Annotated in this window: 13 protein-coding genes; 10 read left to right on the forward strand and 3 right to left on the reverse strand. The window is 63.8% G+C overall.

Translation table 11 applies throughout. The features are described from left to right. Window positions 1-665, reverse strand: a 665-nt coding sequence (locus ACTJJ6_RS14215) for an MFS transporter (protein ID WP_440827407.1), incomplete at its 3' end; no start/stop codon positions are given. A 140-nt stretch (window positions 666-805) separates the two neighbouring features. Then, window positions 806-1,453, reverse strand: a complete 648-nt coding sequence (locus ACTJJ6_RS14220; protein WP_016929201.1) for a helix-turn-helix transcriptional regulator — start codon at window positions 1,451-1,453, stop codon at window positions 806-808. A 481-nt stretch (window positions 1,454-1,934) separates the two neighbouring features. Here ACTJJ6_RS14220 and ACTJJ6_RS14225 point away from each other — a divergent pair, with 481 nt between their 5' ends. The 7 genes from ACTJJ6_RS14225 to ACTJJ6_RS14255 all read left to right on the forward strand — a co-directional run bounded on the left by ACTJJ6_RS14225 (window position 1,935) and on the right by ACTJJ6_RS14255 (window position 9,396). Then, window positions 1,935-3,647 (forward strand): arylsulfatase, encoded by a 1,713-nt coding sequence (locus ACTJJ6_RS14225; RefSeq protein ID WP_116404115.1) that lies wholly within the window; start codon window positions 1,935-1,937, stop codon window positions 3,645-3,647. Continuing rightward, window positions 3,644-4,828, forward strand: a complete 1,185-nt coding sequence (locus tag ACTJJ6_RS14230; protein WP_049194547.1) for an anaerobic sulfatase maturase — start codon at window positions 3,644-3,646, stop codon at window positions 4,826-4,828. Before ACTJJ6_RS14225 ends, ACTJJ6_RS14230 begins: the two co-directional genes overlap by 4 nt. A gap of 129 nt (window positions 4,829-4,957) precedes the next feature. Beyond that, a complete protein-coding gene (locus ACTJJ6_RS14235; RefSeq protein ID WP_440802778.1) occupies window positions 4,958-6,451 on the forward strand; it encodes an APC family permease in 1,494 nt (497 codons plus the stop codon). Beyond that, window positions 6,426-7,016, forward strand: a complete 591-nt coding sequence (locus ACTJJ6_RS14240) for a DUF3156 family protein (protein WP_176063709.1) — start codon at window positions 6,426-6,428, stop codon at window positions 7,014-7,016. The genes ACTJJ6_RS14235 and ACTJJ6_RS14240 overlap by 26 nt, the downstream gene beginning before the upstream one ends. Next, window positions 7,009-7,791, forward strand: a complete 783-nt coding sequence (locus tag ACTJJ6_RS14245) for an SDR family NAD(P)-dependent oxidoreductase (RefSeq protein ID WP_025305180.1) — start codon at window positions 7,009-7,011, stop codon at window positions 7,789-7,791. The genes ACTJJ6_RS14240 and ACTJJ6_RS14245 overlap by 8 nt, the downstream gene beginning before the upstream one ends. Before the next feature lie 11 nt (window positions 7,792-7,802). Further along, complete coding sequence (locus ACTJJ6_RS14250; protein ID WP_143779188.1) at window positions 7,803-8,600, forward strand: MoaF C-terminal domain-containing protein; 798 nt, start codon at window positions 7,803-7,805, stop codon at window positions 8,598-8,600. Window positions 8,601-8,604: 4 nt separating this feature from the next. Further along, entirely contained in the window at window positions 8,605-9,396 is a 792-nt protein-coding gene (locus tag ACTJJ6_RS14255; RefSeq protein WP_176063708.1) for an SDR family oxidoreductase, read from the forward strand. 104 nt (window positions 9,397-9,500) lie between these two features. Here ACTJJ6_RS14255 and hpaR read toward each other — a convergent pair whose 3' ends face one another. Beyond that, window positions 9,501-9,953, reverse strand: a complete 453-nt coding sequence (gene hpaR / locus ACTJJ6_RS14260) for a homoprotocatechuate degradation operon regulator HpaR (protein WP_004933183.1) — start codon at window positions 9,951-9,953, stop codon at window positions 9,501-9,503. A gap of 326 nt (window positions 9,954-10,279) precedes the next feature. On the opposite strand from hpaR, the gene ACTJJ6_RS14265 reads away from it, so the two are divergent. The 3 genes from ACTJJ6_RS14265 to hpaE are packed head-to-tail and all read left to right on the forward strand — an operon-like array spanning window position 10,280 to window position 13,124. Beyond that, a complete protein-coding gene (locus tag ACTJJ6_RS14265; protein WP_143779186.1) occupies window positions 10,280-10,912 on the forward strand; it encodes a fumarylacetoacetate hydrolase family protein in 633 nt (210 codons plus the stop codon). After that, on the forward strand, window positions 10,909-11,673 hold the full coding sequence (locus tag ACTJJ6_RS14270) for a fumarylacetoacetate hydrolase family protein (protein WP_143779185.1): 765 nt from the start codon (window positions 10,909-10,911) through the stop codon (window positions 11,671-11,673). The genes ACTJJ6_RS14265 and ACTJJ6_RS14270 overlap by 4 nt, the downstream gene beginning before the upstream one ends. Beyond that, window positions 11,670-13,124 (forward strand): 5-carboxymethyl-2-hydroxymuconate semialdehyde dehydrogenase, encoded by a 1,455-nt coding sequence (gene hpaE / locus ACTJJ6_RS14275; RefSeq protein WP_033631722.1) that lies wholly within the window; start codon window positions 11,670-11,672, stop codon window positions 13,122-13,124. Before ACTJJ6_RS14270 ends, hpaE begins: the two co-directional genes overlap by 4 nt. The last annotated feature ends 35 nt before the right edge of the window (window positions 13,125-13,159 follow it).

Below are 13,159 nucleotides of genomic sequence, written 5' to 3' on the forward strand. Positions count from 1 at the left end.
AAGGTCAGCACCGCCAGCACGGCGCACAGCTTGCGCGCCAGCGAGGCGGCGGGGCCGCTGCGGGCGGCGCGGGCGGCGGTGAAACCGTTGGGGAACGCCGGGATGAGCGGCAGGCAGCACAGCATGATGGCCGCCAAAATCAGGTAGACCGCCATCAGGCCGAAGTGCGCGAATAGCGGCGGCAGCACCAGCAGCCCGACCGCGCCCAGCACCAGCTGGCCGAGCACCCAGAAGGCATAGACGCGGCTGGGATTGGCGGTGCCGGCGGCGCAGGTGATGCACAGGATCATCAGGGTACCGCCCGCCAGCGAGGCGATAAAGCGCAGCGGCAGCAGCAGGGTGAAATCCTGCACCAGCGCCGAAGCCAGGTTGCCGGCGATAAACACCAGCGCCGACAGCGTAGCGACCCGCCGCCAGTTGATGCGCCCGATCCACCACCACGCCGGCAGCGTGGCCAGGCTCATGGCACCGAGTTCGGTGGAGAACAGGTGGCCAATCTGCGCCGGACCGAGCTGCCACTGCGCGGCGAGCTGGGCGGCCACGGCGGGGGCGGTCATCAGAATGCCCGGCGCGATGGCGGCGAAGACGATAATGGCGGTCAGCAGCCGCGGCGGGCAGGGGAGCGCCGCGCCGACGGTGGGCGCGGAAACCGAATCACTGGACATAAACCTTATTCCCCAAGCGTTAAGTGACGATGAAATATCCCGCTCGGCCCGATTGCGGGCAGGGGGAAGCCGCGCCATAAATGGCGAATACGTTCTGGCGTTATTTTTCGGCCGTCGGCAGCGGCGGCCGCTATCGGGCGTTAACCGTGGGCGAGAAAACCGCCGGCGACCAGTTCGGTGCGGTTCACCACGTCGGTTTTGGCGAAAATATTGCGCATATGGGTTTTCACCGTGGACAGCGAAATGCCCAGCTTCAGGGCGATGCGCTTATTGCTGGCGCCTTCGCGCACCAGGTTGACGATCTCTTGCTCTTTGGCGGTCAGCAGCTGCGCCTCGCCGTCGGGCAGCAGATCGCGCGTCGCCAGCTCGATCAGCGGCAGCACCGCGCGCAGTCGGCCGCGCTCCGCTTCGGTAAACGGCGTATCGCGGATCAGCGATACCCCGGCGACGATGCGCTTGCGCTGGCGGATGAAGATCTCCGTCATGTCGCGCATGTCGTTCGGCAGCATAAAGTCGTGGTAATAGCGGCGGTTGCCGGCGATCGCCGCCGGGCTCATGCCGACCATGGTGATGTCCTGGCGATGGAAATTGGCCGGCTGCAGCGGGTCTATCTGCTGGAAGTGGTTCAGGTACTGCTGATGCGTTTTATCGGGCATGCCGTGCAGGATGTAGTGATCCGGCCGCAGGTCGCGATCGACCAGATAAAACACCCCGGCGGACACCGGGATCAGGTGCGTAATGGTCGCCAAACAACTGTTGATAAAGGCATCGGATGCGGTGCTGTGCATGATTCGTGTTCCTCCCTTTATCGTTCAACTGGAGAATGTTGGCGGTCAATATATGAACGATACAAGCATAGTTGTAGCAATTTGGCAACACAATAAAAACATATTAACAACGTGAGGCCGATTGCAATAAAACACATAAATAACAAGATGACACTGCGTTAGTCAGGGCTTTTCAGGCTGTATTCATCGCGATTTTCATTAATAGGTTAATGAAATAATTCACCGCTTTTCCCGCTGAATTTACAGCGCTTTTCAATGCTTGCCTGGGCGAGGCCCTCGCCGCTCTGCGCGTGCTACAACCGGCGCGACCGTCGCCGTCCCTCGTTCTTAAGAACGATAGCCAGGCTTTTCCACCGCTTCCTACACTGCGAATTGAAGATAGCGCCAGGCGGCGCCAAACGTATAAGACGAAAAAATGATGACCTTTCTCGGGCTGAGGCGTCGGGTTGTTCAGTCCACATGACCATACGGGGAACGAACGATGCAGAAAAAAACGCTGGCGGTGGCGTTGAGCGGCGCCTTATCGGGCCTGGCTCAGGGGGCGGACGCCGATCGCCCCAATGTGCTGATCATTCTGGTGGACGACATGGGCTACTCCGACATCAGCCCGTTCGGCGGCGAGATACCGACCCCCAACCTGCAGGCGCTGGCCGAGCGGGGCGTGCGCATGAGCCAGTACTACACCTCGCCGATGTCGGCGCCGGCGCGGTCGATGTTGATGACCGGCAACACCAACCAGCAGGCCGGCATGGGCGGCATGTGGTGGTATGAGAGCACCGCCGCGCAGCCGGGCTATGAAATGCGGCTGACCGACCGCGTGACCACATTGCCGGAGCGCTTTCGCGACGCGGGTTACGCCACCATGATGGCGGGCAAATGGCACCTGGGCTATGTCGACGGCGCCAAACCGACCGATCGCGGCTTCGAACGCGCCTTCGCTTTCATGGGCGGCGGCACCAGCCATTTCGACGATGCGAAACCGCTGGGCACCGTGGAGGCGTTCCACACCTTCTACACCCTGAACGGCAAACGCGTGTCATTGCCCAAAGATTTCTACTCCAGCAAGGCCTATGCCGATCAACTGGAACAGTGGATCCGCGAGACGCCGCAGAATAAGCCCGTCTTCGCTTATCTGGCGTTCACCGCGCCGCACGATCCGCTGCAGGCGCCGGATGACTGGATCGCCAAATTCGACGGCAAATACGACGCCGGCTACCAGCAGGCCTATCAGCAGCGCATTCAACGCCTGAAAGCGCTGGGGTTGATTTCCGATCGCACGCCGATGCCGACGCTGGCGCTGGATAAGGCCTGGAACGCGCTGACGCCCGAGCAACAAAAATATGAAGCCAAGACCATGCAGGTGTACGCGGCGATGATTGCCTATATGGACGATCAGGTCGGCGCGGTGCTGAACACCCTGAAGCAGACCGGTCGCGATCAAAATACGGTGATCGTGTTCGCCACCGACAACGGCGCCAACCCCGCCAGCGGCTTCTACTACGGCTCGAAGCCGGAGTATTGGCGGCAGTTCGACAACAGCTACGCCAACCTCGGCCGCAAGGGATCGTTCATCTCCTACGGGCCGCACTGGGCCAACGTCAGCAATGCGCCGTATGCCAACTACCACAAAACCACCAGCGCACAGGGCGGCATCAATACCGATTTCATCATCTCCGCGCCACAGCTGAAAGGGCGCGGCGGCATCGACCGCACGCCGATGGCGGTGTATGACATCGCCCCGACGCTGTACGACTATGCCGGCATCGATGCCAACAAACCGCTGAAGGCCAAACCGACGCTGCCGATGGTCGGCGTCAGCTTCAAGCGCTATTTCAGCGGCGAGGCCAACGGCGTGCCGCGCGCGACCTACGGCGTGGAGCTGCATAACCAGGCCGCCTATGTAGACGGCATCTGGAAGCTGCGGCGGTTGGTGAAGGCCGGGCCGACGGCGCAGATGGCGCCGTGGGGGCTGTTCAACCTGCATGACGATCCGCTGGAAACGCGCGATCTGGCCGCCGCTAACCCGGAACGGGTCAAACGGCTGAGCGAAGCGTATCGCCGCTTTGCGCAGCAGAGCATGGTCATTGAAGCCAAAGGCGCAGCGATCGACTATCTCGGCGTTGACGCCAGCACCGGTGGCTACATCGGCCTGGATCCGCAGACCCACAAACCGTTGCCGCAGGCGGCGCCATGAATCTGGCCCAGCTGCGCGCGCAGCAGATCCCGGTGGAGAGCGAACCGCGCGCGGCGGCGCCTTTTCATTTGCTGGTGAAGCCGATCGGCGCCGGCTGCAACCTGGGTTGCCGCTACTGTTACTACCCGCAGCGCCAGCAAGAGCGGACGCGCAAGATGGACGACGACCTGCTGGCGGAGTTTATCCGCGGCTACATCGCCGCCCAACCGCGTTACAGCCGCGAGATCAACTTCGTCTGGCAGGGCGGTGAGCCGCTGCTGGCGGGGATCGGTTTTTACAAGCGGGCGCTGGCGTTGCAGCGCCGCTATGCGCCGCCGGGCGTGCGGATCAGCAACAGCCTGCAGACCAATGGCACACTGCTGAACGACGCCTGGTGCCGGCTGTTCCGGCAGCATCACTTTATCCTCGGCGTCAGCCTGGACGGCGATCGCGAGGTGCAGGACGCCCACCGGCCGGACAAGCGAGGCGGCGCCAGCTATGACGCCGCGCTGCGCGGCATTGCGTTGTTGCAGCGTCATCAGATCGACTTCAACCTGCTGATGGTGGTGCACGACGGCGTCGCGGATCGCGCCGAGGCGATCTACGATCATGCGGTGGCGATCGGGGCGCGTTATTTGCAGTTCCAGCCGCTGATGCTGGAAGGGGATGCGCCCACCGCCGGTTACGGACTGAGCGCCGCCAACTGGGGGCGCTTCATGCTGGCGGTATACCGCCGCTGGCGCAGCCGCGGGCACGTCGGCCAGGTGTTTGTGATGAATATTGAGCAGGTCTACGCGCAGTATTTCACTCACGTCAGCCCCAGCTGCGTGCACGCCGAACGCTGCGGCGGCAATCTGGTGATGGAGCCGGACGGTCGCCTCTACGCCTGCGATCACCTGATCAATGCGCAGCACCTGCTCGGCCATGCCGATCGCCACACGCCGCTCGCCACCCTGGCGGCAAGGGCGGCGGAGATGCCGTTCGGCAAGAACAAAAGCCTGCGCCGCGAGTGCCAACGCTGCAGCGTGAAAAGCGTCTGCCAGGGCGGTTGCCCGGCGCATGTGGGCGAAGATCGCTACAACCGGCTGTGCGCCGGCTATTACGCCTTCTTTTCCGCGCTGCTGGCGCCGCTGCGCGCCTACCCGCGCAGCCCGCAGGGGGCAATGCAGTGGCGCGCCGCCGTGAGCGCGGCCGCAGGTTGAAAGCGTCTCGTCCTTAAGGACGATAGTCAGCATTTTCCTTTCCTCTCTATAGTGAGATGACCGCCGCTGGCGGTGAAAAACCTGCAAGCACCTGCATGCATCAGGCCAAAACTATAAGAGGAAATAACCATGAACCTGTCGTCGCGGTTGCACGCCCACCTGGCTCGAGGCAAGGTCGGCTTTCCCACCACCCTGGCCAGTTCGGTCGGGGTGATCATGGCCAGCCCGGTGATCCTGACGGTCACCAGCGGCTTCGGCATCGGCGGCGATACCTTCGCGCTGGCGATGCTGATCGCCTTCATCATGATGCAGGCGCAGCTCACCACTTTCTCCGAAGCGGCGGCGCTGTTGCCGACCTCAGGTTCGGTTTACGACTACATCTCCTGCGGCATGGGGCGCTTTTTCGCCATCACCGGCGCGCTGTCGGCCTACCTGATCGTGCACATCTTCGCCGGCACCGCCGAGACCATTCTCTCCGGCATCATGGCGCTGGTGAACTTCGAGCATCTCAACACCCTGATGGAAAGCCACAACGCCTCCTGGATGGTCGGCGTCGGGCTGGTTGTCGTGTTCGGCATGCTCAACGCGTTCGGCATCGAGGCCTTCGGCAAGGCGGAGATCGTGCTGACCTTCGCCATGTGGAGCACGCTGGTGTTTTTCGGCATCGTCGGGCTGCTGTCGCCGCATGCGGTGCCGCTCGAGGGCTGGTTCGGCAGCACGCTGAGCCTGAACGATCCCTTCGCGGTGTTCAGTCTGATCGGCATGGCGATGTTCATGTTCGTCGGCTGTGAGCTGGTGACGCCGATGGCGCCGGAGATCAAACGCTGCGATCGGGTGATCCCGCGGGCGATGGCGCTCGGGCTGTGCGGCGTGGCGGTGTGCATGGCGCTTTACGGCGCGGCGCTCAGCCACCAGGTGGAAAACGTGGTGATCGACGCCGCCAGCGGCACGCGCCTGCTGGAAACGCCGATGGCCATCCCGGCCTTCGCCGGCCAGGTGATGGGCCAGTTCGGCAAATACTGGCTGGGCGTCGGCCTGCTGCTGGCGGGCGCGGCGACCATCAACACGCTGATGGCGGCGGTGCCGCGCATTCTGTACGGCATGGCGCTGGACGGCGCGTTGCCGCGCATGTTCGCCTATCTGCACCCGCGCTTTAAGACGCCGGTGGTCGGCATTCTGGTGGCGGTCCTGATCCCCTGCGTACACGCCTTCGCCATTCAGGGCAACCTCGACAAGATCATTCCGCTGGTGCTGGCGGCGGTGTGCGCCTGGGGCGTGGCCTACCTGCTGGTGACCTGCTCGGTGGTGCTGCTGCGCCTGCGCCGCCCCGATCTGCCGCGCGCCTATAAATCGCCGTGGTTCCCGCTGCCGCAGATCGTCTCCAGCGTCGGCATCGTGCTGGCCATCGTCTACATCACGCCGCCGGGGATGAATCCGCGCGACGTCTACATTCCCTTCGGCTGGATGATCGGCCTGACCGCCGCCTATGCGCTGTTCTGGACGCTGTGCGTGCAGAAAGTGAATCCGTTCAAGCCGGTGCCGGTCGAACAGGTGCTGGAGAACGCGTTCGCCAAGGGTGAAAACGAGGAGGCGCAGTTTGATCGGCTTACTTCCCTCACTTAATCGCGCCTGGCGGCGAGCGCCGTCGGGCTATCGGCCGGGCGCCGCGCTGGATCGTCTGGCGCGCAACCTGGAACCCTACGCGTGCGAACGCCTGGCGCCGGGCCTGCTGCGGCTGACGCTGCCGCAGGGGACGCAGATCGAGGTCAGCGAACAGGTGCAGGGGCTGTTTATGGCGCATATCGTCAGCCACCGTTTTCGGCTGCAGGGCGCATGCGCAGCGCAGCCTCCGCTGACGCTGGACGTGGTGGCCGGCGGTTGGCTGCGGCGGCGCGGGGTGCGCTATCTGCTGCGTCAGCGCCATACGGCCGTGCAGCGGTTGCTGGCCGGCCTGCAGCGCTACCCGCAGATCGGCGAGACGCTGGCGCAGCTGGATTTTCGCCGCGTGCGGCTGACGGTGAACGACGGGCGCTGGCAGGTGGATATCGAGCATTTCGCCGCCTCGGAGGTGGTCAGCCGCGTGCCGGCCGGCCGCCGCTATCTGCGGCTGGATACCGAACAGCGGCGGCTGCTGTTGAGCAGTCTGCTGATGATCGGCCAACTGATGGAGAAGCTGAATCATGAATAGAGTGGTTGTGATTACCGGCGGCGGCACCGGCGTCGGCGCCGCCTGCGCCCGTCTGCTGGCGGCGCAGGGCGATCGGGTGTTCATCATCGGCCGCCGTCCGGAACCGCTGACGGCGCTGGCGCAAGAGATCGGCGCGCAGGCGCTGGTGGGCGACGCCGCCAGCGGCGAGAGCTGGGCCCACACGCTGCTGCCGGCCATTCTGCGCGACGCCGGGCGTATCGACTGCCTGATCGGCAGCGCCGGCGGCATGGGCTTCAAGCGCATTACCGAGATGACCGACGCGCAGTGGCAAGGGGCGATGGACAGCAACCTCAACAGCGCTTTCGCCAGTGCGCGCGCCTGCCTGCCGGAGCTGATCAAGAGCGGCGGCAACCTGCTGTTCGTGGCCTCGATCGCCTCGCTGGCCGCCGGGCCGGAGGTTTGCGGCTACGTTACCGCCAAGCACGCGCTGATCGGGCTGATGCGTTCCATCGCCCGCGACTATGGCCCGCTGGGCGTGCGCGCCAACGCGGTGTGCCCGGGCTGGGTGACCACGCCGATGGCGGACGAAGAGATGCAACTGCTGATGGACGCCCATCAGATTTCGCTGGAGCAGGCCTACCAAATGGTCTGTCGCGATGTACCGCTGCGCCGGCCGGCCAGCGCCGAGGAGATCGCCCGCGTCTGCCGTTTCCTCTGTTCCAGCGAAGCTTCCATCATTACCGGCGCGGCGCTGGTGGCCGACGGCGGCTCCACCATTGTCGATGTGCCGACCCTGGCTTTCACTTCCCTGTAAGGAGCATTTCCATGAGTTCAGAAGCGGTATTCATTCAGGTTGGCGCGCTGGCGGAAGGTTTTGCGCCGCACAGCAACACGCTGGAACGGCAGCACGGCCTGGCGGGCGCCACGTTGACGCTGCGCTTTAGCGACGGCGCGACGCAGCGCTGTCGGTTTACCGATGAGCAGACGCTGGAGTGGGGGGAACGGCGCGGTATCGCCTATCGCGCCACCAGCATTCGCCCCGGCGTGTTGTTCATCGATTTTCTCGATCCCGCCCGCGCCAACGCCAGCATTACGCTGGTGTACGACCGCAATCAGGGCAACTTCAGCGCGGTGTACGGCCAACTGCCGGACGAAGCGCAGGCGCGGCTCGACGCCTTCAGCCGGGTTGAGCAGGGGCTGCCGCTGACCGCAGTCGAGGCCGAATTCCGCTTCGGCACGCTGGATGACGCCGACGCGGCACCGCCGGGCTTTACCGATGAGCTGATCGGCATGCGCAACATGTACACCTACAGCCCGACCGAGCGCTACGAGCACATCTACCTGAACGACAACTTCTACGCCTGGCAGTGTCTGGACGGGGTGGAGAAAGGACTGGCGGACGTGGATCGCTGCCACTACGTGAAGGTGGCGGAGCAGCTTTATCTGTTTGTCTGGCGCGAGAAGATCATTCCGACGCTGGGCGTGGTGATGATCGATCTGCAGGGCATGCGCACCGACGGCAAGATCCTCGGTTATCAGGGCAGCGATTTCAGCGCGCTGAGCAACTTTGCGGTCGGCGCCCACGCGCAGGTGCTGAACACCACGCGCCACCCGCGAGGATAGGCCGATGAGCGCAACCTATGCGGCCGACGCCTTTGCCGGGCAGGCGGTGCTGGTGACCGGCGGCGCGCAGGGCATCGGGCTGGCGATCGTCAGCGCCTTCGCCCGGCTGGGCGCCGAGGTGACGATCGCGGACGTGCAGCTGCCGCAGGCGCAGGCGGCGGCGCAAATGCTGCGGGACGAAGGGCTGAGCGTGCAGGCACTGGCTTGCGATCTGGCCGAGCCGGGGCAGGTCGCCGAGTTGGTGGCGGCGGTGGGCGAGCGGCATCAACGGTTGGATGTGGTGATCCACAACGCTGCCTATTTTCCGCTGACGCCGTTCGCTGCCATCGACGCGGCCCTGTTGCAACGCACGCTGAGCGTCAATCTGATGGCGCCGTTCTTTCTGGCGCAGGCGGCGCTGCCGTGGATGCGCCGCGCCGGCGGCGGCAGCCTGCTGGTGACCTCGTCGGTGACCGGCCCGCGGGTGGCGTATCCGGGGCTGGCGCACTACGCCGCCTCCAAGGCCGGGGTGAACGGGTTTATTCGCGCGGCGGCGCTGGAGCTGGCGGCGGAGAATATTCGCGTCAACGGCGTGGAGCCGGGGATGATCCGCACGCCGGCGATGGCCAACCTGGGCGATGCGCAGGTGAATCAGGCGATCGCCGCCGCGGTGCCGCTCGGGCGGCTGGGGGAACCGGAAGACATCGCCGCGGCGATGGTGTTTCTCGCCTCGCCGGCGGCGGCCTATATCACCGGCCAGACGCTGGTGGTGGACGGCGGCGCGCTGTTGCCAGAAACGAATGCTCCGCTTGCTTGATGCAGCCACGCCCCCCAGTCGCTTACTTGAGTAAGCGACTGGGGATTTACGCCTTGGCCGCCTGGCTGCAACGCCAATTAATGTGAGAATTCCGGTGGGTTAAATCACTGCTTGGCGGGATGCGCGGTGACGTTGGCGGGCAGGCTGTCGCCTAGGGTGATCAGCTCGTCCAGCAACGTCATCAGCTGGTCCATTTTCTGCCGCGAGAAAGCGGCTTCAATCTCGGCGTAGCCCTGTTCCACCTGGTGGCGCGCCACTTCATACAGATCCTGACCCTGCTGGGTCAGCGACACGTACAGCTTGCGCTGATCGTTGACCGGCTTGAGGCGGAAGATCAGTTTGTCGCGCTCCATGCGCGACAGAATGCCGGTCAGGCTGGGGCGCAGGATGCAGGTTTCCGCCGCCAGTTCGTGGAATTCGATCGAGCGGCTGTTGGCCAGCACGCGGATGATGCGCCACTGCTGCTCGGTGAGATTGTGGCTTTTCAGGATCGGGCGGAAGAACCCCATGGCGGTTTCACGCGCCTGCAGCAGGGCGATGGTTAACGATTCATGCATAAGTTTGGCCTTAGCTATCAAGGTGTTCGCTGTTACGGCGCTCGTCATGGGGGCGCCTGCCCCGCAAAGCCCGATTTGTTAATAACTTAATAGTAGCCAAAGTTACCCGCAGGGATAAAGCAAAAATGTGTGGCGCAGCGAAAAATGGCGAGAAAAATGATTAATGCGTTGAATAATCACGCCAATGTTTGTTGTTTGTGAATATTTTGTTATCACGATCACAAATCATTCCAAGCGCGTTGCGTAAAAGCTGCACAGCGTATAAAAGTAATCATTAATATATTAATGAATGCCGGTTGTCATGTTTTGCCATTGGAGGAGTTCGCATGAAAGGCACCGTATTTTCCGTTGCGCTGAACCACCGCAGCCAACTGGACGCCTGGGATCAGGCGTTTCACCAGCCGCCGTACCAGACCCCGCCCAAAACCCCGGTGTGGTTTATCAAACCGCGCAATACCCACCTCGCCAACGGCGGGGCGATCCCGTTTCCGGCCGGTGAAACCGTGCAGAGCGGCGGCACGCTGGCGGTGATCATCGGCGACACCGCGCGCAAGGTGCCGGCGGCGCAGGTGAGCCGTTATCTGGCCGGTTACGCGTTGGCCAACGACGTCAGCCTGCCGGAAAGCAGCTTCTATCGCCCGGCGATCAAGGCCAAATGCCGCGACGGCTTCTGCCCGCTGGGAGAGATAGGCCAACTGGAGAATGCCGATCGGCTGGAGATCGTCACCGAGATCAACGGCGTGGAGCAGGATCGCTGGTCCACCGCCGATCTGGTGCGCTCGGTGCCGGAGCTGATCGCCGCCATCAGCGATTTCATCACCCTGCAGCCGGGCGATGCGGTGCTGATCGGCACCCCGCACCAGCGGGTGGCGATCAAACCGGGGGATGAGGTGACGGTGCGCGCCGCCGGCCTGCCCACTCTGAGCAACCGCGTCACCCAGGCAGGAGCCGCATCATGAAACATGCCCGTATTCGCCATCATGGCCAGATCGTCAACGTTCCGGTGGACGACCAGCTGCGCGTCACGTTGCCGAACGGCGAGGTGCTGCAGGAGCGCGAAGTGGAATGGCTGCCGCCGGCGCAGGGCACGGTGTTCGCCCTGGGGCTGAACTATGCCGACCACGCCAGCGAGCTGGAATTCAAGGCGCCGGAAGAGCCGCTGGTGTTCCTCAAGGCGCCGAACACTTTGACCGGCCATCGTCAGGTATCGGTGCGTCCGGCCGACGTGGAGTACATGCATTACGAAGCCGAGCTGGTGGCGGTGATCGGCAAGACCGCACGCAACGTCAGCCGCGAGCACGCCATGGAGTATGTGGCGGGTTACACCCTGTGCAACGACTACGCCATCCGCGACTACCTGGAAAACTACTACCGGCCGAATCTGCGGGTGAAGAGCCGCGATACCCTGACGCCGATCGGGCCGTATATCGTCGATCGCGACGACGTCGCCGATCCGCACCGGCTGGCGCTCAGCACCTACGTCAACGGCGAGCTGCGCCAGCGCGGCAGCACCGCCGACATGATTTTCGACATTCCGTTCCTGATCGCCTACCTGAGCGAATTCATGACGCTTCAGCCGGGCGACATGATCGCCACCGGCACGCCGAAAGGGCTGGCCGACGTGCGGCCGGGCGACGAAGTGGTGGTGGAGATCGAAGGCATCGGCCGTTTGGTTAACCACATTATCAGTGAAAAAGATTACGAGGAGAGCCTGCGATGAAAACCATCAACCACTGGATCAACGGCAAGAACGTCGCCAGCAAAGAGTATTTCACCACCACCAACCCGGCGAACGGCGAGGTGCTGGCGGAGGTGGCCTCCGGCGGCCAGCTGGAGATCGACCAGGCGGTGGCGGCCGCGAAAGAGGCGTTCCCCAAGTGGGCGAATACGCCGATGAAAGAGCGCGCGCGCCTGATGCGCCGTCTGGGTGAACTGATCGACCAGAACGTGCCGCAGATCGCCGAAATGGAAACCGCCGACACCGGCCTGCCGATCCATCAGACCAAAAACGTGCTGATCCCGCGCGCCTCGCACAACTTCGAATTCTTCGCCGAGGTGTGCCAGCAGATGAACGGCAAGACCTACCCGGTGGACGACAAGATGCTCAACTACACGCTGGTGCAGCCGGTGGGGGTCTGCGCGCTGGTGTCGCCGTGGAACGTGCCGTTCATGACCGCCACCTGGAAAACTGCGCCTTGCCTGGCGCTGGGCAACACGGCGGTGCTGAAAATGTCCGAACTGTCGCCGCTGAGCGCCGATCGCCTGGGCGAGCTGGCGCTGGAAGCCGGCATTCCGGCCGGGGTGCTGAACGTGGTGCAGGGCTACGGCGCCACCGCCGGCGACGCATTGGTGCGCCATAAAGACGTGCGCGCGGTCTCCTTCACCGGCGGCACCGCCACCGGCCGCCGCATCATCGAAAGCGCCGGGCTGAAGAAATTCTCCATGGAGCTCGGCGGCAAGTCGCCGGTGCTGATCTTTGAAGACGCCGACATCGAGCGGGCGCTCGACGCCGCGCTGTTCACCATCTTCTCGATCAACGGCGAACGCTGCACCGCCGGTTCGCGCATCTTTATTCAGGAGAGCATCTACCCGGAATTCGTCAAACGCTTCGCCGAGCGCGCCAACCGTCTGCGCGTCGGCGATCCGCAAGATCCCAACACCCAGGTGGGGGCGCTGATCAGCCCTCAGCACTGGGAAAAAGTTTCCGGCTATATCCGCCTCGGGGTGGAGGAAGGGGCGACCCTGTTGGCCGGCGGCCCGGATAAACCGGCCGGCTTGAGCCACGGCAACTTCCTGCGCCCGACGGTGCTGGCGGATGTCGACAACCGGATGCGCGTGGCGCAGGAGGAGATCTTCGGGCCGGTGGCCTGCCTGCTGCCGTTCAAATCAGAAGAAGACGGCCTGCGCATGGCCAACGACGTGGAGTACGGCCTGGCGTCGTACATCTGGACGCAGGATGTGAGCAAGGTTCTGCGCCTGGCCCGCGGCATCGAAGCGGGCATGGTTTTCGTCAACACCCAAAACGTACGCGATCTGCGCCAACCGTTCGGCGGCGTGAAAGCCTCCGGCACCGGCCGCGAAGGCGGCGAATACAGCTTCGAAGTGTTCGCCGAAATGAAGAACGTGTGCATTTCCATGGGTGACCACCCGATCCCGAAATGGGGCGTCTGAGCCTCAGGCCACAATAATAACGAAAGAGATGAGAA

Source organism: Serratia sp. 22278 (assembly GCF_052045405.1).
Taxonomy (GTDB): Bacteria; Pseudomonadota; Gammaproteobacteria; order Enterobacterales; family Enterobacteriaceae; genus Serratia; species Serratia marcescens.

Bases quoted from the DNA above. Each gene is read 5' to 3' on its own strand.
- hpaR (WP_004933183.1), bottom strand. From the start codon at position 9,953: ATGCATGAATCGTTAACCATCGCCCTGCTGCAGGCGCGTGAAACCGCC.
- ACTJJ6_RS14220 (WP_016929201.1), bottom strand. From the start codon at position 1,453: ATGCACAGCACCGCATCCGATGCCTTTATCAACAGTTGTTTGGCGACC.
- ACTJJ6_RS14230 (WP_049194547.1), top strand. From the start codon at position 3,644: ATGAATCTGGCCCAGCTGCGCGCGCAGCAGATCCCGGTGGAGAGCGAA.
- ACTJJ6_RS14250 (WP_143779188.1), top strand. From the start codon at position 7,803: ATGAGTTCAGAAGCGGTATTCATTCAGGTTGGCGCGCTGGCGGAAGGT.
- ACTJJ6_RS14235 (WP_440802778.1), top strand. From the start codon at position 4,958: ATGAACCTGTCGTCGCGGTTGCACGCCCACCTGGCTCGAGGCAAGGTC.
- ACTJJ6_RS14225 (WP_116404115.1), top strand. From the start codon at position 1,935: ATGCAGAAAAAAACGCTGGCGGTGGCGTTGAGCGGCGCCTTATCGGGC.
- ACTJJ6_RS14270 (WP_143779185.1), top strand. From the start codon at position 10,909: ATGAAACATGCCCGTATTCGCCATCATGGCCAGATCGTCAACGTTCCG.
- ACTJJ6_RS14265 (WP_143779186.1), top strand. From the start codon at position 10,280: ATGAAAGGCACCGTATTTTCCGTTGCGCTGAACCACCGCAGCCAACTG.
- hpaE (WP_033631722.1), top strand. From the start codon at position 11,670: ATGAAAACCATCAACCACTGGATCAACGGCAAGAACGTCGCCAGCAAA.
- ACTJJ6_RS14245 (WP_025305180.1), top strand. From the start codon at position 7,009: ATGAATAGAGTGGTTGTGATTACCGGCGGCGGCACCGGCGTCGGCGCC.
- ACTJJ6_RS14255 (WP_176063708.1), top strand. From the start codon at position 8,605: ATGAGCGCAACCTATGCGGCCGACGCCTTTGCCGGGCAGGCGGTGCTG.